We start from the raw sequence: 23,702 nt of genomic DNA on the forward strand, positions 1-23,702 counted from the left end.
ACTCGATGCGAAGTGTGAAGTGATTGGACGGGTGACACGCAGGCTGGCCGTCCGGTGGTGTCAGGAAGGTGCGCTAGCGTTGGATGTCGAATCACGTCCACGGTGGCCGGCCCCGCAGGGTGTGCCCGCCGGTTGGGATTCGAGGTAAGCGTCGCCCAGAGCGGACGCCCAACGACACAGGAGAGGTCATGACCTACTCACCCGGTTCGCCCGGCGGCTCCGGCTACCCGCCCGGTTCCTACGGAGCGCCGACACCCTCATACGCACCGACGCCGCCGGCCGATCCCGGCCCGAGCAAGCTGCCGGTCTACCTCAACATCGCGGTCGTGCTGCTCGGCATCGCCGCCTATGTGGCCGCGTTCGGCCCGGTGTACGCATCGAGCACGAACTTCGGGCCGTTCACCGTCGAGGCCACCAGTACCGGCGGCATCCTGCTGACCCTGGCAACCGTGCTGGCGGCGCTGCTGGCGGCGGTCGCGCTGCTGCCCAAGACCAAGAATCACCCGACCGTGGTCGCGATGCTCGCCGTCGTCGGTGTGCTCGCGGTTCTCGAGCAGGTGGTCAACAAGCCGCAGGTCATGTCGCCGTCCGGGCCGGTGTCCGCCACGGTCGGCTGGGCGCTGTGGCTCGTGCTGGCCTTCTCCATCCTGCAGGCCATCGCTGCGGTGCTGGTACTGCTGTACCACACCGAAGTGCTGACCCCGCCGGCCCCGAAGCCGCGCTACGAACCGCACTACGGCGGCGGCGGCCAGTACGGCCAGTACCGCGGCCCCGGCGGGTACTACAACCAGCAGCCGGCCGGCCAGCCCGGCCCGCGGCCGTCGTACCCGAGCCAGTACGGCGGCTCCTACGGTCCTGGGGCTCAGGGCCCGCTGCCGGATACTGCCCCGCCGACCCCGCCCACCGGATACCCCAGCTTCAACCCGCCGCCGGCCGTCGGGTCCGCCGGGCTGCACCACGCCACGAACCCCAACCTGGGCCCCCTGTCCTCGCCGTCGGGTTCGCCGTCGTCCGCCTCGCCGCTGGATCCGGGATCGTCGTCCGATCCGACGGGCTCGACCGGTGCTACGGGTTCGACGGGGTCGACGGGCTCGACGGGCTCGTCGGGTCCGTCCTGACGCCGGACCACAACCGCTCGACGTGAATGCGCGAAAACCGAACGGCCGGGCCACGCCAGGCCAGTGATCTGGTCCGGGTCGCCTTCGGCCCGTCGCTGGTGGCGATGGTCATCATCGCCGCGGTGGTGCTGCTGCAGCTGCTGATCGCCAACAGCGATATGACCGGCGCCTTTGGTGCGATCGCCAGCATCTGGCTGGCAGTGCACCAGGTACCGATCTCCATCGGCGGTCGCGAACTCGGCGTGCTCCCGCTGCTGCCGGTGCTGCTGATGGTGTGGGGCGTGGCCCGCGCCACCGCGGCCGCGGTCCCGTCGGAGCGGGCGTCGTGGTTCGTGCTCCGGTGGATCGTCGCCTCCGCGCTGGGCGGCCCGCTGCTGCTCACCGCGATCGCACTGGCGGTCATCCACGACGCCTCATCGGTTCTGGCGCAGCTGCAGACGCCGGATGCGTTGCGGGCGTTCGTCAGCGTGTTGCTGGTGCATGCGGTCGGGGCGGCTATCGGGATGGGATCGCGGGTCGGCCGGCGAGTCCTGGCCGATGTATCAGCACCGCCCTGGCTGCCCGATGCCATCCGTGCCGCCGTCGCCGGTGTGCTCGCCCTGTTCGGGTTGTCGGGCGCGGTGACCGCGCTGTCGCTGGTGGTGCACTGGTCGACGATGCACGACCTGTTCGGCATCACCGACTCGCTGTTCGGTCAACTCAGCCTCACGATCCTGTCGATCCTCTACGCGCCCAACGTGATTGTGGGCACCACCGCAATGGCGGTGGGTTCCAGCGCCCACGTCGGGTTCGCGACCTTCAGTTCGTTCACGGTGTTCGGCGGGGACATCCCGGCGCTGCCGATCCTGGCGGCCGCACCCACCCCGCCGCTGGGCCCGGTCTGGGTGGCGCTGATGATCATCGGCGCGGCGTCGGGTGTGGCCCTCGGCCAGCAGTGCGCACGACGACCGATGTGGGTGCTGCCGGCGCTGGCGAAACTGGCCACCGCCTCGGCGCTGGCCGCGGCCGCGATGGCACTGCTCGCACTCGCCGGTAGCGGGGCGCTGGGCAACTTCGGTCAGGTCGGTATCGAGCAGCTCACTTTCGGGCCCGCGGTGTTCCTGTGGTTCCTGGTCGTGGGTGGTGCCACCGTGGTCATGGCCGGTGGTCTGACCAGGCGCCCGCCCCAACCGGTGTCCGCCGAGCAGCCCGTTCCCGCCGCTGACGACGAAGCGCCGGAGGTCGTCACCGAGGCCGTCACCGCGCCGGTGGCGGTCGCCACCGCCGACTCGGACGAACCGTCCGAGGACGTTGCGGCAGCCGAGGTCATCGAGGACGGCGACCCGACCCCGGACGCCGACGTCCCCGCCGCTGCCGACCCCATGCCGGAACCCGAGCCGGACGAGATTCCCGCCGAGTTCCCGGTCGGTCCACGGGAGCCGGTCGATCTGGACTACCTGGCCGGTCTGCCGGACGCCGAGGACATGTTCGATGCCGACGGTGATCTCGGGCCGGGGGATACGCCGCCGAGTGGCCGGCCCGACACCCACTAGGCTCTAGCGCGTGCCGCCACCGCTCGACGTTCCGCCCAGCGCGCCGGCCCGGCTGGTGGTTCTGGCCTCGGGCACCGGTTCGCTGCTCGCGGCGCTGCTGGACGCCGCCCAGGGTGACTGGCCCGGCCGGGTGGTCGCCGTCGGCGTCGACCGGGACTGCCGGGCCGTGCAGATCGCGCAGGACGCCGGCGTGCCCGCGTTCACCGTGCGGGTCCCCGACCATGTCGACCGCGGTGCCTGGGATGTCGCGCTGACCGAGGCGACCGCCGCCCATGAACCCGACCTGGTCGTCTCGGCCGGATTCATGAAGATCCTCGGCCCGCAGTTCCTCGCACGGTTCCCCGGCCGAATCGTCAACACCCACCCCGCACTGCTGCCGTCGTTCCCGGGCGCGCACGCGGTGCCCGACGCCCTGGCCTATGGCGTCAAGGTCACCGGCACCACCGTGCACCTGGTAGACGATGGTGTGGACACCGGGCCGATCCTGGCGCAGGAGGCCGTGACCGTGCACGACGACGACGACGTCGACTCGCTGCACGAGCGCATCAAGACCGTCGAACGGCGCCTGCTGGTGGACGTACTGGCCGGCATCTGCACCCGCGGACTGCGCGGTGCGGGACGAAAAGTGACCTTCGGATGATGAGGACCGCAGTATGAGCGACGAGAAGAAACCCATCCGCCGGGCATTGATCAGTGTCTATGACAAGACGGGTCTGGCCGAGCTCGCGCGCGGCCTGCACGAGGCGGGCGTGGCCATCGTCTCCACCGGCTCCACCGCGAAGAAGATCAGCGAGCAAGGGGTTCCGGTGACCCCTGTGGAGGAGCTGACCGGCTTCCCCGAGGTGCTCGACGGTCGGGTCAAGACCCTGCACCCCCGCGTGCACGCCGGCCTCCTGGCCGACACCCGCAAGCCCGAGCACCTGGCCGCACTCGGCGAGCTCGACATCGAGCCGTTCGACCTGGTGGTGGTCAACCTGTATCCGTTCAGCGAGACCGTCGCCTCCGGCGCCGGCGAGGACGACTGCGTCGAGCAGATCGACATCGGTGGACCGTCGATGGTGCGCGCCGCTGCCAAGAACCACCCGAGCGTCGCGGTGGTCGTCGACCCGCTCGGTTACGACGGGGTCCTGGCCGCCGTGCGCTCCGGCGGATTCAGCCTCTCCGAACGAAAGCGGCTGGCATCCTTGGCCTTTCGGCACACCGCCGAATACGACGTAGCCGTGGCGAGTTGGATGGACGCCACCCTGGCGCCGGGTGACGAACCGGCGCTGCCGCAGTGGTACGGCGGCACCTGGCAGCGCAAGGCCGTGCTGCGCTATGGCGAGAACCCACACCAGCAGGCGGCGGTCTACACCGACGACACCGCGTGGCCCGGTCTCGCGCAGGCCGAGCAGCTGCACGGAAAAGAGATGTCCTACAACAACTTCACCGACGCCGACGCCGCGTGGCGGGCTGCCTTCGATCACGAGCAGACCTGCGTGGCGATCATCAAACACGCCAACCCGTGCGGCATCGCGATCTCGGCGGAGTCGGTGGCCGATGCGCACCGCAAGGCCCACGAGTGCGACCCGCTCAGCGCATTCGGCGGCGTCATCGCCACCAACACCACGGTCAGCGTCGCGATGGCCGAGACCGTCGCCGACATCTTCACCGAGGTGATCATCGCCCCGGCCTTCGAGGCCGGGGCCGTCGATATCCTGGCGCGCAAGAAGAACATTCGCGTGCTGGTAGCCCCAGAACCACAGCCCGGCGGAGCCGAGTTCCGCCAGATCAGCGGCGGCCTGCTGGTGCAGACCCGCGACGCACTCGATGCCGCCGGCGACGACCCGATCAACTGGACGCTGGCCACCGGCGAGCCCGCGGATCCGGCCACCCTGTCCGATCTGGTGTTCGCCTGGCGGACGTGCCGCGCGGTGAAATCCAACGCCATCGTGGTGGCCCGCGACGGCGCGACGGTGGGCGTCGGAATGGGTCAGGTCAACCGCGTCGACGCCGCCCGGCTGGCGGTCGAGCGGGCCGGTGCGGAGCGGGCCCGGGGTGCGGTGGCGGCATCGGACGCGTTCTTCCCCTTCCCCGACGGGTTGGAGACGCTGACCGCTGCGGGCGTGAAAGCCATTGTCCACCCGGGTGGTTCGGTTCGCGACGACGAAGTCACCAACGCGGCGGCCCAGGCCGGAATCACCTTGTACCTGACGGGCGCGCGGCACTTCGCGCACTGACGACGGTGAAACTCAACGATCGGATGTACCAGCTGCTGCAGCGGCCGATGAGGTTCCTGTCGTTGCGCACCATCGTCGTGGTGTCCGAACTGGCGGTGATGCTCGTCGCGGTGTTGATCGGAACCTGGGTGTGGGTGGGCATCACCAACGAGCAGTACACCCAGCTGGACCGTCGGCTGGATTCGGTCAGCAGCCTGGGTGACCTGTCCACATTGCTCAGCACCGCGCAGCCCAATGCCACCACCGATGCGCCCTCCCCGGACGGCAGCCTGGTGCGCACCGCCCGGATCGCGGGCCTGACCCTGTCGGTGCCCTCGGACGTGGTGCTGCCGCAACTGGGCAACGGCTACGCGAACGTCACCCTCAACGGCGTGGAATACCGCGTCCGGACGTTCTCCGCGGGCCGGGCGTCGATCGCCCTGGGAGCGCCCGTGGCCGAGGCCGAGAACCGCATCCGCGCGCAACACCGGCGCGTGCTGCTGATCTGTGGCAGCTTCATCGCCGGCACGCTGCTGGTCGGCTGGTTGATCTCACTGGTGATGGTCAATCCGTTCCGGCTGCTCGCGCAGCAGGCCCGCGCCATCAACGCGCAGTCCAAACCGGACGAGGTCCAGGTCCGCGGTGTGCGTGAGGCCGTCGAGATCGGTGACGCGGTGGAGGGCATGCTCGGCCGTATCGGGGATGAGCAGCAGCGCACCCGGGCCGCGCTGGAGTCGGCCCGAGATTTCGCCGCGGTGGCCTCCCATGAACTGCGCACCCCGTTGACGGCGATGCGCACCAACCTCGAGGTGCTGTCCACCCTGGACATGACGGCCGAGCAGCGCCGTGAGGTCATCGACGACGTGATGCGCACCCAGACCCGGATCGAGGCGACCCTGACGGCGCTGGAACGGCTGGCCCAGGGCGAGCTGACCACCGTCGAGGACTTCGTTCCCGTCGACATCACCGAACTGCTGGACCGGGCGGCGCACGATGCCGTGCGCAGCTACCCCGATCTGGACGTGTCGCTGGCGTCGTCCACCACCGTGCTGATGCTCGGCATGCCGGCCGGGTTGCGCCTGGTGATCGACAACGCGATCGCCAACGCGGTCAAGCACGGCGGGGCCACCCGCATCCTGCTCTCGGCCGACAGTTCGGCGGCCGGCGTGGAGATCGTCGTGGACGACAACGGCTCCGGAGTGCCCGAGGAGGAGCGTCAGGCCGTGTTCGAGCGCTTCGCCCGCGGATCGACGGCCACCCGGTCGGGATCCGGGCTCGGTCTGGCGCTGGTGGCCCAGCAGGCCGAATTGCACGGCGGCACAGCAGCTCTGGAGGCCAGCCCGCTCGGTGGCACCCGTCTGGTCCTGCGGCTGCCCGGCACCCGCTGATCCGCCGCGAGCGTGCAGCCATATGTATTTCTAGGCACGCCAAATGCACAAGGCTGCACATTCGGCGGTATTCCCTGGTTCGCCGACCGCGCAATATCCGACCGGGCCGCGCCCGCAGGTGGGGGTCCGACGTAGCGTGGAGTGGTGACATCACCTAACGACCTGCCTCGGACCGTCGGCGAACTGCGTGCATCGGGGCATATCGAACGCGGCGTCAAGGACGAGATCCGGGCGAACCTGCTGGTTGCCCTTGCCGACGGCCGCGACGTGTGGCCCGGCATCTTCGGCTTCGAGGACACCGTGCTTCCGCAGGTCGAGCGCGCGCTGATCGCCGGACACGACTTCGTCCTGCTGGGCGAACGCGGGCAGGGCAAGACGCGGTTGCTGCGGTCGCTGGTGGGCCTGCTCGACGAGTGGACGCCCGTGATCGCCGGGGCCGAACTCAACGAACATCCATACAGCCCGATCACGCCGGAGTCCATCCGCCGCGTCGCCGAGTCCGGCGACGATCTGCCCATCGCGTGGCGGCACCGCAGCGAGCGCTACACCGAGAAGCTGGCCACTCCCGATACCAGCGTGGCCGACCTCGTCGGCGACATCGACCCGATCAAGGTGGCCGAGGGCCGCAGCCTGGGTGACCCCGAAACCATCGCCTACGGCCTGATCCCACGGGCACATCGCGGCATCGTCGCCGTCAACGAGCTTCCCGATCTGGCCGAGCGGATCCAGGTGTCGATGCTCAACGTGATGGAGGAGCGGGACATCCAGGTTCGCGGCTACACCCTGCGGCTGCCGCTGGACGTGCTCGTCGTCGCCAGCGCCAACCCGGAGGACTACACCAACCGCGGGCGCATCATCACCCCGCTCAAGGACCGGTTCGGCGCCGAGATCCGCACGCACTATCCGCTCGAACTCGATGCCGAGGTCGGCGTCATTCGCCAGGAAGCCCACCTGTCGGCCGAGGTACCCGAGTATCTGCTTCACATCATCGGCCGGTTCGCCCGGTTGCTGCGCGAGTCCAACTCGGTCGACCAGCGCTCGGGCGTGTCTGCGCGCTTCGCCATCGCCGCCGCGGAAACGGTGGCTGCGTCGGCCCGGCACCGCGGCGCCGTTCTCGGCGAACCGGACCCGGTGGCCCGCGTGGTCGACCTCGGCACCATCGTCGACGTGCTGCGCGGCAAGCTGGAATTCGAATCCGGTGAGGAGGGCCGCGAGCAGGCGGTGCTCGAGCACCTGCTGCGCCGGGCGACGGCCGATACCGCCTCGCGTGCCCTCGGCGGCGTGGATGTCGGCCCGCTGGTCGCCGCGATCGAAGACGGCTCACCGGTGACGACCGGTGAGCGGGTGTCGGCCAAGAACGTGCTCGCGGCGCTGCCGGGACTGCCGGTCCTCGATGCGATCGCCGAACGTCTCGACGCCCACAGCGACGGTCAGCGGGCTGCCGCCGTCGAATTGGCGCTCGAGGGGCTGTACCTGGCCAAGCGCATCGACAAGACCTCTGACGAGGGCGAAAGCGTCTATGGCTGAACACCATTCGCGAAGTTCGCGGTATTCGCGATATACCGGCGGGCCCGATCCGCTGGCCCCGCCGGTCGATCTGCGGGATGCGCTCGAGCAGATCGGCCAGGACGTGATGGAGGGTACGTCGCCGCGGCGGGCCCTGCGGGAGCTGATGCGGCGCGGGATGGAGAACATGCCCGGCGCCGACAAGCTGGCGGCCGAGGCCAATCGGCGCCGCCGGGAGCTGTTGCAGCGCAACAATCTCGACGGCACCTTGCAGGAGATCAAGAAGCTGCTCGACGAGGCCGTGCTGGCCGAGCGCAAAGAACTTGCCCGCGCCCTCGACGACGATGCTCGATTCGGCGAGATGCAATTGGAGTCGTTGTCGTCGTCGCCGGCCAAGGCCGTCCAGGAGCTCTCCGAATACGACTGGCGATCCGACGAGGCGCGCCAGAAGTACGAGCAGATCAAGGATCTGCTCGGTCGCGAGATGCTCGACCAGCGCTTCGCCGGGATGAAAGAGGCGCTGGAGAACGCGACCGACGAGGACCGTCAGCGGGTCAACGACATGCTCGACGACCTCAACGACCTACTGGACAAGCACGCGCAGGGCAATGATTCCCCGCAGGACTTTCACGACTTCATGGCCAAGCACGGCGAATTCTTCCCGGAGAATCCGCAGAACATCGACGAACTGCTGGACTCGCTGGCCAAACGCGCGGCGGCCGCGCAGCGCTTCCGCAACAGCCTCACCGAGCAGCAGCGCTCGGAGCTGGATGCGTTGGCGCAGCAGGCTTTCGGTTCGCCCTCCTTGATGAACGCACTCAACCGGCTGGATGCGCACCTGCAGGAGGCTCGGCCGGGGGAGGACTGGACCGGCTCGGAACGGTTCCGCGGTGACGATCCGCTGGGAATGGGTGAGGGCGCGCAGGCCATGGCCGACATCGCCGAACTCGAGGAGCTCGCCGATCAACTCTCGCAGAGTTACTCGGGCGCCACCATGGACGACGTGGACCTCGACATGTTGGCCCGGCAGCTCGGTGAGGACGCCGCGGTGGATGCCCGGACGCTGGCCGAACTCGAACGTGAACTGATGAAGCAGGGGTTCCTCGACCGCTCATCCGACGGCCAGTGGCGACTGTCCCCGAAGGCGATGCGGCAGCTCGGGCAGGCCGCACTTCGCGATGTGGCACAACAACTTTCCGGACGCCACGGGGAACGTGAGACTCGCCGGGCCGGTGCCGCCGGAGAGCTCACCGGCGCCACCCGGCCCTGGGCGTTCGGTGACACCGAACCCTGGAACGTCACCCGCACCCTGACCAATGCGGTATTGCGCGATGCGGGGAATCCCGAGGAGCGCGCGAGCTCGGGCATCCACATCACGGTCGACGACGTCGAGATCTCCGAGACCGAAACCCGTTCCCAGGCCGCCGTCGCGCTGCTGGTCGACACGTCGTTCTCGATGGTGATGGAGAATCGCTGGCTGCCGATGAAGCGGACTGCACTGGCGCTGAGCCATCTCGTCAGTACCCGTTTCCGTTCGGATGCGTTGCAGATCATCGCTTTTGGCCGGCATGCCCGGACCTTGACGGCCGCGGAGCTGACCGGCCTGGAGGGCGTGTACGAGCAGGGCACGAATCTGCATCACGCGCTGGCGCTGGCCGCTCGGCACCTGCGCCGTCACCCGAACGCGCAGCCGGTGGTGCTGATCGTCACCGACGGTGAGCCGACCGCGCATCTGGAGGACTTCGGCGACGGCGCCGAGGTGTTCTTCGGATACCCGCCGCATCCGCGCACGATCGCCTTGACGGTCAAGGGTTTCGACGAGATCGCCCGACTCGGTGCACAGGTCACGATCTTCCGGCTGGGCAGCGATCCGGGGCTGGCCCGGTTCATCGACCAGGTGGCACGCCGGGTCGAGGGCCGCGTGGTCGAGCCCGATCTCGACGGATTGGGCGCGGCGGTGGTCGGCGACTATCTGCGGTCCCGCCGACGGCGCCGCTGAAGCTTTCCCGTCACCACCCGGATCTGTTCAGCGCCCACGCACATGAACACCGAGTGGAACTCGCAGTAGCCGCAGAACAGATCGGGTGTGGGGTTCGCTGCGCCGGGGATCAGGCGGACAACGGGTTCAGATTGCGCGCCTTGCGGCGAATACCGACATTGCCCCAGAGGGAGAATCCCTTGACCACCACGTGGGGTGCGCCGGCAACACCGTCGGGCGCCACATCGCGGTCGAACCCGCCCATGACGCCGACACCCCTGACCGTCAGGTTCACCTCGGGCGGCAGCAGAATGGTCTGCCCACCCATGATCGAATAGGCGCAGATCTCGACATCTGGCGAGGTGAAGTCCGCATACCGCAGATCGACCACCCCGCCGCCGAACACCGTCAGCGTGGTCAGCTTGCGGGGCACGTTCCAGCGTCCGCGGCGCTGGAATCCGCTCAGGATGGCCAGCACCACCGTGGACGGCAGCGGTTTGCACGCACCGCGGCGCGTGTTGGCGATACCGGGCAGATCAGCCGACAACTCGGCCAGCTGCTCGTAGGTCTGTGCGCCATAGGCGCGCGCCAACCGTTGCTCGTATTCGGCCGGATCGAGGCGCCCCTGGGCGACTGCGTCCGTGAGGAGATGCGCCGCCTGGATCCGATCGGTATTTGCGGCGTGCATCGATGAGTGCGGCTGACCTGGTTCGACCATCGACGACGAGCCTACGACGATCACCGGCAGCCGCAAAGAGAGGTTTGCCAATCGTTACGGCTCGGCCCACGGTGGCGGCCGTTTCTGCAGGAAGGCGAGCATTCCTTCGTGCGCCTCGGCGGAGACGAACAGCCGGGCCGACTCCTGCGTCAGACGCTCGGCGTCGCGGTCGAAGCCAGAAAGAATTGTCGCGGTCGTCAACGCCTTCGAGGCCGCCAGGCCCTGCGGTGATCCCTTGCCGAGTGACTCGACCAGGCCGGCGAGCACGCCCGCAACCCCGTCGGACTCCGGTACCGCGATGGTGACCAGGCCGGCATCGACGGCCTCGGCGGCTCCGAACGTCTCGCCCGTCAGGTAGTAGCGGCCGGCGGACCGCGCGGTGAGTTTGGGCAGCAGGGTCAGGGAGATGATCGACGGAGCAACCCCGATGCGGGCCTCGGTCAGCCCGAATGTGCTGCGCGGCCCCGCCACGACGATGTCGCACGCCCCCACCAGACCCATACCGCCCGCGCGGACGTGCCCGTCGATGACACCGATGACGGGCAGTGGACATTCCACGATGGCCCGCAGCAGCGTGGTCATCTCGCCGGCCCGCGCGGCGGCCATACTCTCCGGGTCGGTCGAACCTCCGCCCGCCTCGCTGAGGTCGGCGCCCGCACAGAACGTCCCGCCGGTGTGGCCGAGCACGACCAGCCGCACCCGCGGGTCCGCGGCGGCGTCACGCAAACCCTGGTGCAATTGGGTCACCAGCGCCGTGGACAACGCATTGCGGTTGTGCGGCGAGTCCAGCGTCAGGTGCGCGGCACGGCCGTCGACGCGGTAGTCGATGAGGCGTGTCATGTCAGTACGAGCGGGGCAGGCCCAGCGATGTCTGGGCGACGAAGTTGAGCACCATCTCGCGGCTGACAGGAGCGATGCGCGCCAGCCGGGATGCGGTCAGCACCGAGGCGATCCCGTACTCCTTGGTCAGCCCGTTGCCGCCGAGCGACTGCACGGCCTGGTCCACCGCGCGCACCGAGGCCTCACCCGCGGCGTACTTGGCCATGTTGGCGGCCTCGGCGGCACCGAAGTCGTCGCCGCTGTCATAGAGGGTCGCGGCCTTCTGCATCATCAGCTTGGCCAGTTCGACCTCGATGTGGATGGCCGCCAGGGGATGGGAAAGCCCTTGGTGCGCGCCGATCGGCGTCTTCCACACCTGCCGCGTCCTGACGTAGTCGGCGGCCTTGCCCAGCGCGAAGCGGCCCATGCCGACCGCACTGGCGGAACCCATGATGCGTTCGGGATTGAGCCCGGCGAACAACTGCGCGATGGCCGCGTCCTCCGAGCCGACGAGTGCGTCGGCGGGCAGCCGGACATCGTCGAGATAGACCTGGAACTGCGACTCCGGGCTGATGATCTCCATCGGGATCTTGGTCCAGGACAACCCGGGCGTGTCGGTCGGCACGACGAACAGCGCGGGCTTGAGGTTGCCGGTCTTGTGATCCTCAGTGCGGCCGACGACGAGAACCGCCTGCGCCTGGTCGATTCCCGAGATGAACACCTTCTGGCCCTTGAGGATCCAGTCGGAGCCGTCGCGGCGGGCGGTGGTGGTGATGCGGTGCGAGTTGGATCCGGCGTCGGGTTCGGTGATCGCGAACGCCATGGTGATCGATCCGTCGGCGATACCGGGGATCCAGCGCTTCTTCTGTTCGTCGGTCCCGAACTTCGAGATGATCGTGCCGTTGATCGCGGGGGAGACCACCATCATCAGCAGCGCCGATCCGGCCGCCGACATCTCTTCCATCACCATCGACAGCTCGTACATGCCGGCGCCGCCACCGCCGTACTCCTCGGGGAGGTTGACGCCGATGAACCCGAGTTTTCCTGCCTCGTTCCACAATTCGGTGGTGTGCTCGCCGGCCCGGGCCTTCTCCAGGTAGTACTCGGCGCCGAAGCTGGCGGCCATCGCGGCGACCGCGCTGCGCAGCGTCCGGCGTTCCTCGGTCTCGATGAATCCGTTGTCGGTCATTGGTCTCCTTCTGGGCTCTCGATTCGTGCCAGTACGGCGCCGACGTCGACCTGCTGGCCGACGACGACGTTGAGTTCTTCCAGCACACCGTCATTCGGTGCGGTCAGGGTGTGCTCCATCTTCATCGCCTCGAGCCAGACCAGTGGCTGTCCGGCGTGTACGACGGCTCCGGACTCGGCGCCGATCCGGATCACCAGCCCGGGCATCGGCGCGACCAGTGAGCCGCTCGCCACGGCCGAACCCGGCTCGGCGAGCCTGCGTACAACCCTGAATTGCACACTGCCACTCGGGGAATCCACGCACACGGTGTCGTCGTAGCGGTGCACCGCGTGCGCGATCTCGGCTCCCGCGGCGTCGGCGAGGACCACTTCGTGCGGGGTCGAGGTGACGACCCGGACCCCGTCGTCGCCCGGCAACACCACACCGCCGCGGGTGAAGCGGTACTCCACGTGATGCTCGGTTCCGTCGACGGCCAGATAGGACTTCGCCTGACCGGTCGAGGGCACGTTGCGCCAGCCGGCCGGAAATCGACCGAGAACCTTTGCCGTGCAACGGTTCAGTGCGACATCGGCCAGAGCGGCGGCCACCGCCGCGAGCCGAACTGCGGACGGCGCGGCCAGCGGGGTGGACAGGGCCCCGAGGCCGTGCGTGTCGAAGAACGCGGTGTCGGTGTCACCGCGCAGGAACGCCGGGTGCCGTAGGACGTTGACCAGTAGGTCGCGGTTCGTCGGGATGCCGTGCAGGCGGGTGCGGGTCAGTGCGTCGGCCAACAGTGCGGCCGCCTGCCCGCGCGACGGCGCGTGGGAGATCACCTTGGCGAGCATGGGGTCGTAGTGGATGGACACCTCCGAGCCGCTGACGATTCCGCTGTCGAGGCGGATTCCGGCGCGGCCCGAGGACTCGAATGCCGTGTGTGCCAACGGGATGTGGAAGTGCTCGACCATACCGGCCTGCGGCTGCCAACCCTTGGCCGGATCCTCGGCGTAGATGCGGGCCTCGATCGAATGTCCTTGGGCTGCCGGAGGTTCCGCGTCGAGGGGGAGGCCGGCGGCGACGTGCAACTGCAGCTCGACAAGGTCCAGCCCGGTGGTGGCCTCGGTCACCGGGTGCTCGACCTGGAGGCGGGTGTTCATTTCCAGGAAATAGAACTCGCCGTCATCGGCGGCCAGGAACTCGACCGTGCCCGCACCGGTGTACCCGATCGCCGTCGCCGCCAGCCGGGCCGCCTCGAAGAGCTTGTCGCGCATGCCCTCGACACGGTCCACCAGCGGTGACGGTGCTTCCTCGATGATCTTCTGATGCCGTCGCTGGATCGAGCACTCTCGTTCGCCGACGGCCCACACGGTGCCCTGGCTGTCGGCCATCACCTGGACCTCGACGTGGTGCCCGGTGGGCAGGTAACGCTCACAGAACACCGTCGGATCGCCGAACGCCGAGGCGGCCTCGCGTTGCGCGGCCTGTACCTCGGCAGACAGGTCGGCCAGGTCGGTGACGACCCGCATCCCGCGGCCACCCCCGCCGGCGGACGCCTTGATCAGGACCGGCAGTTGCGCGACGGTCACCGATTCGGCCGGGAGCTCGTCGAGGACGGGGACTCCCGCGGCGGCCATCAACTTCTTCGATTCGATCTTGGAGCCCATTGCCCGCACGGCCTCGGGCGGCGGACCGATCCAGGTCAGCCCGGCGGCGATCACCGCTGCGGCGAATTCGGCGTTCTCCGAGAGGAATCCGTACCCCGGGTGCACCGCGTCGGCGCCCGATGCGCGGGCCGCGGCCAGGACGGCTCCGGCATCCAGGTAGCCCCTGGTCCCGGGCAGCCGCACCCGCACGTCGGCCTCGGTGACATGCGGTGCCCCGGCATCAGGGTCGGTGTAGACGGCGACGGTACCCACGCCGAGGCGGCGGCAGGTGGCGAACACCCGGCGGGCGATCTCGCCGCGGTTGGCGACCAGAACTCGGTTGATCGCGGTCACATCTGGTTCGATCATGTTCACATCCTGAAGACGCCGAAGTTCGACGTCCCCTCGATCGGTGCACTTGCAATGGCAGACAGGCACATTCCCAGCACGGTTCGGGTGTCGCGGGGGTCGATCACGCCGTCGTCGTAGAGCCGGCCGGACAGGAACATGGGCAGTGACTCGGCTTCGATCTGGGCCTCGACGGCGGCGCGCAGTGCCGCGTCGGCATCCTCGTCCACCGCCTGCCCGCGGGCCTCGGCCGCCGCACGGCTGACGATCGACAGCACGCCGGCCAGCTGGGTGCCACCCATGACCGCCGATTTGGCCGACGGCCATGCGAACAGGAACCGGGGATCGTAGGCCCGGCCGCACATGCCGTAGTGACCCGCGCCGTACGAGGCGCCGATCAACAGCGACAGGTGTGGGACGGTCGAATTGGAGACGGCGTTGATCATCATCGAGCCGTGCTTGATCATGCCGCCTTCCTCGTAGGCCTTACCCACCATGTATCCGGTCGTGTTGTGCAGGAACAACAATGGTGTGTTGGAGCGGTTCGCCAACTGGATGAACTGGGTGGCCTTCTGTGATTCCTCGCTGAACAGCACGCCGCGGGCGTTGGCCAGGATTCCCAGCGGGTAGCCGTGCAACGTTGCCCAGCCGGTGACCAGGGATCCGCCGTAGAGCGGCTTGAACTCGTCGAAGTCCGAGCCGTCGACGATGCGCGCGATCACCTCACGGGGGTCGAACGGGATGCGCAGATCGGCGGGCACGATGCCGAGCAACTCGTCGGCGTCGAACAGTGGATCGGCGTACGGCAGCGGCGCCGGCCCCTGTTTGTGCCAGTTCAGTCGGGCGATGATGCGCCGGCAGATGCGGATGCCGTCGAGTTCGTCCACGGCCAGGTAGTCGCCAAGGCCGGAGGTTCGGGAGTGCATCTCGGCGCCGCCCAGTGATTCGTCGTCGGACTCCTCACCGGTGGCCATCTTCACCAGCGGCGGTCCGGCGAGGAACACCTTCGAGCGGTCCTTGATCATCACCACGTGATCGGACATGCCGGGGATATAGGCGCCGCCGGCCGTGGAGTTGCCGAACACCACCGCGATGGTCGGAATCCCGGCCGCCGAGAGCCGGGTCAGGTCCCGGAACATCCGGCCGCCGGGGATGAAGATCTCCTTCTGCGTCGGCAGATCCGCGCCGCCGGACTCCACCAGCGAGATCACCGGCAGGCGATTCTCCAGTGCAATCTGGTTGGTGCGCAGAATCTTTCGTAGTGTCCACGGGTTGCTGGTGCCGCCCTTGACCGTGGGGTCGTTGGCCACGAGTACGCATTCGACACCCTCGACGACGCCGATGCCGGTGACCAGGCTGGCGCCCACCTGGAACTCGCTGCCGTACCCGGCGAGCGGGCAGAGCTCGAGGAACGGCGAGTCCGGATCGACCAGGGCCTCGATGCGTTCGCGGGCGGTCAGCTTGCCACGCGCCCGGTGGCGTTCGACGTACTTGGGTCCACCGCCGGCGACGGCGGTCGCGAGCTCGACGTCCATCTCGGCGAGCTTCGCCGCCGTCGCCTCGGCTGCCGCGGCGTACCCGGCCGAGGTGGGGTCCAGCGTGGAGCGCAGAGCCGTCATGCGGACTTCTCCGTCGAGTGTGAATCGTGTGCGAAAGATCGCGCAGAAAATCGCAGATCTTTCACACTCGGTGTACGCGGAGGCAAGTTCATGCCTGGTATCCAAGCGTCTTTGCGGCCAGGCCGGTCAGGATTTCGGTGGTTCCGCCGCCGATTCCGAGGATCCGCATGTCGCGGTACTGCCGCTCGACCTCGGACTCGGCCATGTAGCCCATCCCGCCGAACAACTGCACGGCCTGGTTGGCCACCCACTCGCCCGCCTCGACCGCGGTGTTCTTGGCGAAACACACCTCGGCGATCAGATTGGTCTCACCCTCGAGCTGCCGCTCGACCACCCGGCGCGAGTAGACGCGCGCGACGTCGACCCGGCGCGCCATCTCGGCCAGGGTGTTCTGCACGGATTGGCGCGAGATCAACGGCCGGCCGAACGTCTCGCGGTCCCGGCACCACTGCAGGGTCAGCTCCAGGCATCGTTGTGCACTCGAATACGCCTGCGCGGCAAGGCCGATTCGTTCCGAGACGAACGCTGCGGCGATCTGCAGGAAGCCGCTGTCCCGGGCGCCGACGAGGTTGGCGGCCGGCACCCGGACGTCGGTGTAGGACAGCTCGGCCGTGTCCGAGGAGCGCCAGCCCATCTTGTCCAGTCGGCGGGTGACCTCGAAGCCGGGCGTGCCCTTCTCGACGACCAGCAGGGACAACCCGGCCGCGCCCGGACCGCCCGTGCGCACTGCGGTCACCACGTAGTCGGCGCGCACGCCGGACGTGATGTACGTCTTGGCGCCGTTGACCACATAGCAGTCGCCGTCGCGGTCGGCCCGGGTCCGCAGGTGTCCCACGTCGGAGCCGCCGCCGGGCTCGGTGATGGCCAGTGCGCCGATCTTCTCGCCCGCCAGGGTGGGACGGACGAATCGTTCGATCTGATCGTCGGCGCCGGCGGCCACCATGTGTGGGACGGCGATCCCGCAGGTGAACAGGGATGCGAAAACGCCTCCCGGACAGCCTGATTCGTGCAACGCCTCGCAGATCACCACCGCGTCGGCGCCGTCACCGCCGCTACCGCCCACGCTCTCGGGGAAGGCCGCGCCGAGCAGGCCGGCGTCGGCCGCCGCGCGGTGCAGGTCGCGGGGGAGCTCGCCGGTGCGTTCCCAGTCGTCGACGTGGGGCAGGATCTCGCGTTCGGCGAAGGCGTGCACGGTCTTTCGCAGGGCGTCACGCTCGGGTGTGGTCCAGATGTTCATTGGCGCCGCTCCTCCTCATCCCTCATGCCAGCAGTGTCTCCGGGATGTCGATGGTGCGGCTTCGTAGCCATTCGCCGAGGCCCTTGGCCTGGGGATCGAATCGGGCGTGGTAGGCCACGCCCTGCCCGAGGATATCCTCGATGACGAAGTTGACCGCGCGCAGGTGGGGCAGCAGATGGCGGCTCACGGGCAGTTCGGCCGCTTCGGGTAGCAGTTCCCGGAGCTTGTCGACGGTGAGGGTGTGCGCCAGCCAGCGCCACTGGTCCTCGGTGCGTACCCACAGTCCGACGTTGGCCGACCCGCCCTTGTCGCCGCTGCGGGCGCCGGCGATCAGGCCCAGCGGTGCTCGTCGGGTTGCGCTGTGGGGCAGCGGATCTGGAAGCTCCGGCGGCTGGACGGCCGCGAGCTCGCGCGTGTCGTCCGGTGCGGCGATGCGCACCCTGGTGCCGTCGGCATGTACGGCGGTGTGTGCCACCTCGGCGGCCGGTACGTGGGCAGCGGTGAACACGCCGTAGACCTGCCCGTTGCCCGGGGGCGATGTGGCGTGAAAGCCCGGGTAGCTGGCCAGGGCGAGTTCGACGCCCGCAGCGGAGAAGACCCTGCCGACCTTGGCCGGGTCGGGGTCGCGCACGGTGCAGTGCAACAGGGCGCTGGCGGCTTCCTCGGTGTCCGCGTCGGGATGATCGGTGCGTGCGAGCGTCCAGTTCATCTCGGCGGGTGTGACGGTGAGGGCCTCGGTGAGCTGCCGCCGCACCAGCTCGGCCTTGGCCTCGATGTCCAACCCGGTCAGGACGAAACTGAATTCGTTCCGGAATCCGCCGATGCTGTTGAGCGAGACCTTCAGGGTCGGGGGTGGCGGCTCGCCGCGGACGCCGGAGATCCGGACCCGGTCGGGTCCGTCCTGCGTCAATTGGACGGTGTCCATCCGGGCGGTCACGTCCGGGTTCGCGTACCGGGCCCCGCCGATCTCGTAGAGGAGCTGGGCCGTGACGGTGCCGATGCTGACCTGGCCGCCGGTTCCGCGGTGCTTGGTGATCACCGATGTGCCGTCATCGTAGATCTCGGCCAGGGGGAAGCCCGGATGGCCGAGGTCGGGGATCTCGGTGAAGAACGCGTAGTTGCCGCCGGTGGCCTGCACGCCGCATTCGATGACATGCCCGGCGACCACCGCTCCCGCCAGCTTGTCGTAATCGGTTGGGCTCCAACCGAAGTGGGCCGCGGCGGGTCCCACGATCACTGACGCGTCGGTCACCCGGCCGGTGACAACCACGTCGGCGCCGCTGTCGAGGCAGTCCACGATGCCCCAGGCGCCCAGATAGGCGTTGGCAGTCAGTGGCGCGCCGAGTCCCAGCTCGCCGGCGCGGGCGAGCAGGTCGTCGCCCTCGACGTGGGCGACGGTGACGTCCAGGCCGAGTCGGCTCGCCAACTGGCGCACGGCGTCGGCCAGGCCGGCCGGGTTGAGGCCGCCCGCGTTGGCGACGATCCGCACACCCCGGTCGACGGCCGGACCCAGGCAGTCCTCGAGCTGGCGCAGGAAGGTCTTGGCGTAGCCGCCGTCGGGATTCTTCATCCGGTCGCGGCCCAGGATGAGCATCGTCAGCTCGGCCAGGTAATCCCCGGTCAGATAGTCCAGTTCACCGCCGGTGAGCATCTCGCGCATCGCGGCGATCCGGTCGCCGTAGAAGCCCGAGCAGTTCCCGATGCGAACTGCATCCGCCACAATCGCTCCTCAGCCTCGACCAGACCAACCAACCGGTAGGTTATCCAGAACCGGCGGTACCGCGTCAAGGGGTGGGGTCGGCATTCTCGTCCAGCGTGGAACGCGCACCTTGGACCATCGGCACAGAACGCTGTGGAACCACCGTCGCCCCGCTGCCGATCTGCCGGGCGGTCAGCTGTGCGGCAGCTGACACCGCCGACGATCGGTGCCGCGAGCTACAGGCCCAGCTCGGCCTTCATGTCGTCGATGGCCTTGCAGTAGGCCGCCCAATCGTCCTTGGCCTGGGCGGCCTGGGTCTGGTTGAAGAGTTTGTCCCGGGCCGCGGTCAGTTGGTCGACGGTGAGCTTGCCGGCCTTCTGGGCGTCGTCCATCTGCAACTGGAAGTCGGCCAGTGCGCTCATCGCGTCCAGACCTCCGGCGCTGCAACCGCTGGCCGCCGCACTGGTCTCGGCGGGCGAGGCCGCCGATGGCGAGGTCGTGGTGTCCGAGGTGGTTCCGCCCCCGCACCCCGCGATGACCAGAGCCAGAATGGCGGCCGAGAGTGCCGACTTCATGTGCTGCTCCTTGCTCGTCTGTGAACGAACTGCGAGAGTGCTGTGGATCACACGGTAGCCCTGAGCAAGGGCACGCGGGGGCGGATCCGTGCTGTTCGGCCCACCTCGGGCGCCCATCTGTCCGGCCGCGCCTGCCGGGGGTGCCGGAGAGATGAGCCGGGGGGATCGACGTTTTGGATCCCACCCAGGTCACCGGCTATCCTGAGGGGCAACTGTCGCGGTCGGCGCGCAAAGTATGGCGCCCGAACTTGGCCGATCGAGCCCCTGAACGAGGAGATGTACGTCATGGCTGTGCCCAAGCGCAGGATGTCACGCGCCAACACCCGTAGCCGCCGGGCGCAGTGGAAGGCCGAGGCCACCGGCCTGGTCAACGTGACCGTCGGCGGTCAGCAGCACAAGGTGCCGCGGCGCCTGCAGAAGGCCGCCCGGCTCGGCCTGATCGACCTCGACAAGCGCTGATTCCGCTGGTCCTGGCGGCGCGCCTCTCAGCCTGATCTCAGGCGTTGAGATAACACTGATAGCCGTGCGAATACTGGTCGTCGACGACGATCGCGCGGTGCGTGAGTCCCTGCGACGTTCACTGTCCTTCAACGGCTACTCGGTTTCGCTCGCCGAGGACGGCGTCGAGGCGCTCAACGCCATCGCCTCCGACCGGCCCGACGCCGTGGTCCTGGACGTCATGATGCCCAAGCTCGACGGGCTCGAGGTCTGCCGGCAGCTGCGTTCCACAGGCGACGACCTCCCGATCCTGGTGCTCACCGCGCGGGACTCGGTGTCCGAACGGGTGGCCGGACTGGACGCCGGCGCCGACGACTACCTGCCCAAACCGTTCGCGCTCGAGGAGCTTCTGGCCCGGATGCGCGCCCTGCTGCGCCGGACCGGCCCCGACGACAGCGCCGACTCCGCCGCGTTGAGCTTCGCCGACCTGACGCTGGATCCGGTCACCCGGGAGGTCACCCGCGGCACCCGGTCGATCAGCCTGACCCGCACCGAATTCGCCCTGTTGGAGATGTTGATCGCCAACCCGCGCCGGGTGCTCACCCGCAGCCGCATCCTCGAAGAGGTGTGGGGGTTCGACTTTCCGACCTCGGGCAACGCTCTCGAGGTGTACATCGGCTATCTGCGTCGCAAGACCGAGGCCGAAGGAGAACCGCGGCTCATCCACACCGTGCGCGGAGTGGGTTACGTGCTGCGCGAGACACCGCCCTGATGCCCCCGATGTCCCTGACATCCGCACCACCCCCGCCCCCACACACCGGACGGCATCGGCCGCCGATGCAGGCCACCTCGTCCGTGTCATTGCGCTGGCGGGTGATGCTCCTGGCCATGTCGATGGTGGCGATGGTCGTCGTGCTGGTGGCGACGGTGGTCTACGCGGTGGTCTATGCAGCGTTGCACGAGGACATCGATACCCAGTTGCAGAGCCGCGCGCAGCTGCTGATCGCCAGCGGCTCGCTGTCCGCGGATCCGGGCAAGGCCATCGAGGGCACCGCCTACTCGGACGTCAACGCGATGCTCATCGTCCCCGGCCGGTCGATCTACACCGCCAACCAGCAGGGCCAGACACTGCCGATCGGCGAGCAGGAGAAGTCCGTCATCCGCGGTGATCTGTTCATGTCCCGCCGCACGGCCATGAATCAGCGTGTCCTGGCCGTGCACCTGCCCAACGACAGCACGCTGCTGATCTCCAAGAGCCTGGCGCCCACGCAGGCCGTCATCACGAAACTGCGCTGGGTCCTCATGGTGGTCGGCGGAATCGGGCTGGCGGTGGCGGCGGTGGCCGGTGGCATGGTGACGCGCACCGGGCTGCGCCCGGTCGCCCGGCTGACGGAGGCGGCCGAGCGAGTGGCGCGCACCGACGACCTGCGACCCATCCCCGTGGTCGGCAGCGACGAACTCGCCCGCCTGACCGAGGCTTTCAACATGATGTTGCGTGCGCTCGCCGAATCGCGCGAACGCCAGGCCCGGCTGGTCACCGACGCGGGCCATGAGTTGCGGACACCGCTCACGTCGCTGCGGACCAATGTCGAACTGTTGATGGCGTCGCAGGTGCCCGGCGCGCCACCGATCCCGGAGGCCGAAATGGCCGACCTGCGCGGCGACGTGATCGGGCAGATCGAGGAGTTGTCAACCCTCGTAGGCGATCTCGTCGATCTGTCGCGCGACGATGCCGGCGGCGTCGTGCACGAACAAGTCGACATCTCCGAGACCGTCGACCGCTGCCTCGAGCGGGTGCGCCGGCGCCGCAACGACATCGAGTTCGATGTCCACATCACACCCTGGCTGGTGTACGGCGACCCGGCGGCCCTGTCGCGCGCGGTGCTCAACCTGCTCGACAACGCCGCCAAGTGGAGCCCACCGGGCGGCCGGGTGTCGTTGCGCCTGGCCCAGGTGGACGCCACCCACGCCGAGATGGTGGTATCCGACCTGGGTCCCGGAATCCCCCCGGAGGAGCGTCAACTGGTGTTCGAGCGGTTCTATCGGTCCGATGCCGCGCGGGCGATGCCGGGGTCCGGCCTCGGCCTGGCGATCGTCAAGCAGGTGGTGCTCAAGCACGGCGGTGCGTTGCGAGTGGAGGACACCGTGCGGGGCGGGCGGCCACCGGGCACGTCGATCTACGTCTGGCTGCCCGGTCAACCGGTTTACCCACTGGTGCGGGGCGCCGTCGACAGGATGGAAACAATGCCCATCCCGGGTGTCGTCTCAGTCGATTCTCAGTCGACCAGGGCAAGGTAGATGAACGGCCTTCGGTGCTGATCGGCCAGGGGACGCCTCTCGATGTAAGAAGGACGGACGCAGCTCGATGACCAACGATCCGCGGTATTCGCCGTCGCCCCAGCACCCGGGCTACCCCGCTCACCCGGGCGACCCGAATCAGTACCGGCCCGGTCCGCAACATGCGTACGACTGGCGCTACCCGGCGGTGCAGCCGCGGCCCACCGCGCCGATGCCGCCGTACGACCCCTACCGCGCATCCGTCCCGCCCCAGAAGCGTTCGCGCGCAGGCGCTCTGACGGCCGGAGCGCTGGCCATCGCCGTGGTTTCCGCCGGCATCGGTGGTGGTGTGGCGAGGCTGGCGGCTCCCGACGGTTATCCCGTGCACCAGAGCGGCGGCATCCCGGCATCCGGCATCCCGGCCGCCAACATCCCCCCGGGATCCGTCGAGCAGGTGGCGGCCAAGGTGGTCCCCAGTGTGGTGAAGCTGGAGACCGACCTCGGCAAGGCCAACGAGGAGGGCTCGGGCATCGTCTTGTCGGCCGACGGGCTCATCCTGACCAACAATCACGTGATCGCGGCCGCCAACGGCGGCACCCCCGGGCCCGCGCCGGATGCACCCGCGAGCCCGGCCGCCCCGAAAGCGGACGGCAAGCCCACGACGACGGTGACCTTCGCCGACGGCAAGACCACGACGTTCACCGTGGTCGGCGCCGACCCGGCCAGCGACATCGCGGTGGTCAAAGCGCAGAACGTCTCCGGTCTGACGCCCATCACGTTGGGTTCGTCGGCCAGCCTGCGGGTGGGCCAGGACGTGGTGGCCGTCGGATCCCCGCTGGGCCTCGAGGGCACCGTCACCACCGGCATTGTCAGCGCCTTGAATCGTCCGGTCTCCACCGCCGGTGATGCCGGTAACCAGAACACGGTGCTGGACGCGATCCAGACGGACGCGGCGATCAACCCGGGGAACTCCGGTGGCGCCCTGGTGAACATGAATGGTGAGTTGATCGGGGTGAACTCGGCCATCGCCACCCTCGGCGGCGAGTCCCAGGACGCCCAGAGCGGCTCGATCGGCCTCGGCTTCGCCATTCCGGTCGACCAGGCCAAGCGCATCGCCGACGAACTGATCAGCTCGGGTACCGCATCGCATGCTTCGCTGGGTGTGCAGGTCAGCAACGACTCGTCCACCAACGGCGCGAAGATCGTCGACGTCACGGCCGGCGGCCCGGCCGCCGGGGCCGGGCTACCTTCCGGGGTGGTCATCATCAAGCTCGACGACCGTGTGATCAGCAGCTCCGATGCACTGGTGGCCGCGGTGCGCTCACGCGCGCCCGGGGACAAGGTGACGCTGACCTACCTGGATGCGGCCGGCAAGCCCCAGACGGTCGAGGTCACGCTCGGCAAGGCCGCGCAGTGACGAGGCGGTCGGCGTCGCCGGTGTCGG

19 protein-coding genes are annotated in these 23,702 nt (G+C 68.8%); 11 read left to right on the plus strand and 8 right to left on the minus strand.

Translation table 11 applies throughout. The features are described 5' to 3' along the window. The first annotated feature begins 188 nt into the window (after positions 1–188). From U0R18_RS07795 to U0R18_RS07825, 7 genes are all read left to right on the plus strand, one after another. A complete protein-coding gene (locus U0R18_RS07795; RefSeq protein WP_526367651.1) occupies positions 189–1,118 on the plus strand; it encodes a DUF5336 domain-containing protein in 930 nt (309 codons plus the stop codon). A gap of 26 nt (positions 1,119–1,144) precedes the next feature. After that, the gene (locus U0R18_RS07800; protein WP_526367652.1) at positions 1,145–2,650 is read left to right on the plus strand and encodes a cell division protein PerM; all 1,506 of its coding nucleotides are present in this window, start codon (positions 1,145–1,147) and stop codon (positions 2,648–2,650) included. 10 nt (positions 2,651–2,660) lie between these two features. Next, on the plus strand, positions 2,661–3,290 hold the full coding sequence (gene purN / locus U0R18_RS07805) for a phosphoribosylglycinamide formyltransferase (RefSeq protein WP_526367653.1): 630 nt from the start codon (positions 2,661–2,663) through the stop codon (positions 3,288–3,290). A 13-nt stretch (positions 3,291–3,303) separates the two neighbouring features. Continuing rightward, on the plus strand, positions 3,304–4,869 hold the full coding sequence (gene purH / locus U0R18_RS07810; RefSeq protein WP_526367654.1) for a bifunctional phosphoribosylaminoimidazolecarboxamide formyltransferase/IMP cyclohydrolase: 1,566 nt from the start codon (positions 3,304–3,306) through the stop codon (positions 4,867–4,869). A 23-nt stretch (positions 4,870–4,892) separates the two neighbouring features. Beyond that, a complete protein-coding gene (locus U0R18_RS07815) occupies positions 4,893–6,236 on the plus strand; it encodes a sensor histidine kinase (RefSeq protein ID WP_526368254.1) in 1,344 nt (447 codons plus the stop codon). Positions 6,237–6,380: 144 nt separating this feature from the next. Continuing rightward, a complete protein-coding gene (locus U0R18_RS07820) occupies positions 6,381–7,763 on the plus strand; it encodes a sigma 54-interacting transcriptional regulator (RefSeq protein ID WP_526367655.1) in 1,383 nt (460 codons plus the stop codon). After that, positions 7,756–9,741, plus strand: coding sequence for a vWA domain-containing protein (locus tag U0R18_RS07825; protein WP_526367656.1), 1,986 nt, complete (start codon positions 7,756–7,758; stop codon positions 9,739–9,741). The genes U0R18_RS07820 and U0R18_RS07825 overlap by 8 nt, the downstream gene beginning before the upstream one ends. A gap of 109 nt (positions 9,742–9,850) precedes the next feature. Here the strand turns inward: U0R18_RS07825 and U0R18_RS07830 are convergent, their stop codons facing one another. From U0R18_RS07830 to U0R18_RS07865, 8 genes are all read right to left on the minus strand, one after another. Further along, on the minus strand, positions 9,851–10,438 hold the full coding sequence (locus tag U0R18_RS07830) for a DUF1707 domain-containing protein (RefSeq protein ID WP_526367657.1): 588 nt from the start codon (positions 10,436–10,438) through the stop codon (positions 9,851–9,853). A 54-nt stretch (positions 10,439–10,492) separates the two neighbouring features. Continuing rightward, positions 10,493–11,278: an enoyl-CoA hydratase family protein gene (locus U0R18_RS07835; RefSeq protein WP_526367658.1), complete on the minus strand. Its 786-nt coding sequence runs from the start codon at positions 11,276–11,278 to the stop codon at positions 10,493–10,495. Position 11,279: 1 nt separating this feature from the next. Continuing rightward, entirely contained in the window at positions 11,280–12,446 is a 1,167-nt protein-coding gene (locus tag U0R18_RS07840; RefSeq protein ID WP_526367659.1) for an acyl-CoA dehydrogenase family protein, read from the minus strand. Continuing rightward, entirely contained in the window at positions 12,443–14,434 is a 1,992-nt protein-coding gene (locus U0R18_RS07845) for an acetyl/propionyl/methylcrotonyl-CoA carboxylase subunit alpha (protein ID WP_526367660.1), read from the minus strand. The genes U0R18_RS07840 and U0R18_RS07845 overlap by 4 nt, the downstream gene beginning before the upstream one ends. Positions 14,435–14,436: 2 nt before the next feature. Next, positions 14,437–16,032 (minus strand): acyl-CoA carboxylase subunit beta, encoded by a 1,596-nt coding sequence (locus U0R18_RS07850; RefSeq protein WP_526367661.1) that lies wholly within the window; start codon positions 16,030–16,032, stop codon positions 14,437–14,439. An 88-nt stretch (positions 16,033–16,120) separates the two neighbouring features. Beyond that, positions 16,121–17,269 carry an acyl-CoA dehydrogenase family protein gene (locus U0R18_RS07855; protein ID WP_526367662.1) on the minus strand — a complete coding sequence of 383 codons (1,149 nt, stop codon included), beginning with the start codon at positions 17,267–17,269 and terminating at the stop codon, positions 16,121–16,123. Between the two features lie 22 nt (positions 17,270–17,291). Continuing rightward, a complete protein-coding gene (locus tag U0R18_RS07860) occupies positions 17,292–18,989 on the minus strand; it encodes an acyclic terpene utilization AtuA family protein (RefSeq protein ID WP_526367663.1) in 1,698 nt (565 codons plus the stop codon). A gap of 215 nt (positions 18,990–19,204) precedes the next feature. Then, entirely contained in the window at positions 19,205–19,543 is a 339-nt protein-coding gene (locus tag U0R18_RS07865; RefSeq protein WP_526367664.1) for a hypothetical protein, read from the minus strand. A gap of 285 nt (positions 19,544–19,828) precedes the next feature. Between U0R18_RS07865 and rpmF the strand changes: the two genes are divergently transcribed. From rpmF to U0R18_RS07885, 4 genes are all read left to right on the plus strand, one after another. Continuing rightward, entirely contained in the window at positions 19,829–20,002 is a 174-nt protein-coding gene (rpmF, locus tag U0R18_RS07870) for a 50S ribosomal protein L32 (RefSeq protein ID WP_526367665.1), read from the plus strand. A gap of 64 nt (positions 20,003–20,066) precedes the next feature. Next, positions 20,067–20,753 carry a response regulator transcription factor gene (locus U0R18_RS07875; RefSeq protein ID WP_526367666.1) on the plus strand — a complete coding sequence of 229 codons (687 nt, stop codon included), beginning with the start codon at positions 20,067–20,069 and terminating at the stop codon, positions 20,751–20,753. Positions 20,754–20,761: 8 nt separating this feature from the next. Further along, on the plus strand, positions 20,762–22,279 hold the full coding sequence (locus tag U0R18_RS07880) for an ATP-binding protein (protein WP_526367667.1): 1,518 nt from the start codon (positions 20,762–20,764) through the stop codon (positions 22,277–22,279). A 67-nt stretch (positions 22,280–22,346) separates the two neighbouring features. After that, positions 22,347–23,675, plus strand: a complete 1,329-nt coding sequence (locus U0R18_RS07885) for a S1C family serine protease (protein ID WP_526367668.1) — start codon at positions 22,347–22,349, stop codon at positions 23,673–23,675. The last annotated feature ends 27 nt before the right edge of the window (positions 23,676–23,702 follow it).

Origin of the sequence: Mycobacterium sp., assembly GCF_046330795.1 — a bacterium.
GTDB lineage: Bacteria > Actinomycetota > Actinomycetes > Mycobacteriales > Mycobacteriaceae > Mycobacterium.

Bases quoted from the DNA above. Each gene is read 5' to 3' on its own strand.
- U0R18_RS07795 (WP_526367651.1), top strand. From the start codon at position 189: ATGACCTACTCACCCGGTTCGCCCGGCGGCTCCGGCTACCCGCCCGGT.
- U0R18_RS07800 (WP_526367652.1), top strand. From the start codon at position 1,145: ATGCGCGAAAACCGAACGGCCGGGCCACGCCAGGCCAGTGATCTGGTC.
- purH (WP_526367654.1), top strand. From the start codon at position 3,304: ATGAGCGACGAGAAGAAACCCATCCGCCGGGCATTGATCAGTGTCTAT.
- U0R18_RS07815 (WP_526368254.1), top strand. From the start codon at position 4,893: ATGTACCAGCTGCTGCAGCGGCCGATGAGGTTCCTGTCGTTGCGCACC.
- U0R18_RS07825 (WP_526367656.1), top strand. From the start codon at position 7,756: ATGGCTGAACACCATTCGCGAAGTTCGCGGTATTCGCGATATACCGGC.
- U0R18_RS07830 (WP_526367657.1), bottom strand. From the start codon at position 10,438: ATGGTCGAACCAGGTCAGCCGCACTCATCGATGCACGCCGCAAATACC.
- U0R18_RS07835 (WP_526367658.1), bottom strand. From the start codon at position 11,278: ATGACACGCCTCATCGACTACCGCGTCGACGGCCGTGCCGCGCACCTG.
- U0R18_RS07840 (WP_526367659.1), bottom strand. From the start codon at position 12,446: ATGACCGACAACGGATTCATCGAGACCGAGGAACGCCGGACGCTGCGC.
- U0R18_RS07845 (WP_526367660.1), bottom strand. From the start codon at position 14,434: ATGATCGAACCAGATGTGACCGCGATCAACCGAGTTCTGGTCGCCAAC.
- U0R18_RS07850 (WP_526367661.1), bottom strand. From the start codon at position 16,032: ATGACGGCTCTGCGCTCCACGCTGGACCCCACCTCGGCCGGGTACGCC.
- U0R18_RS07855 (WP_526367662.1), bottom strand. From the start codon at position 17,269: ATGAACATCTGGACCACACCCGAGCGTGACGCCCTGCGAAAGACCGTG.
- U0R18_RS07865 (WP_526367664.1), bottom strand. From the start codon at position 19,543: ATGAAGTCGGCACTCTCGGCCGCCATTCTGGCTCTGGTCATCGCGGGG.
- rpmF (WP_526367665.1), top strand. From the start codon at position 19,829: ATGGCTGTGCCCAAGCGCAGGATGTCACGCGCCAACACCCGTAGCCGC.
- U0R18_RS07880 (WP_526367667.1), top strand. From the start codon at position 20,762: ATGTCCCTGACATCCGCACCACCCCCGCCCCCACACACCGGACGGCAT.
- U0R18_RS07885 (WP_526367668.1), top strand. From the start codon at position 22,347: ATGACCAACGATCCGCGGTATTCGCCGTCGCCCCAGCACCCGGGCTAC.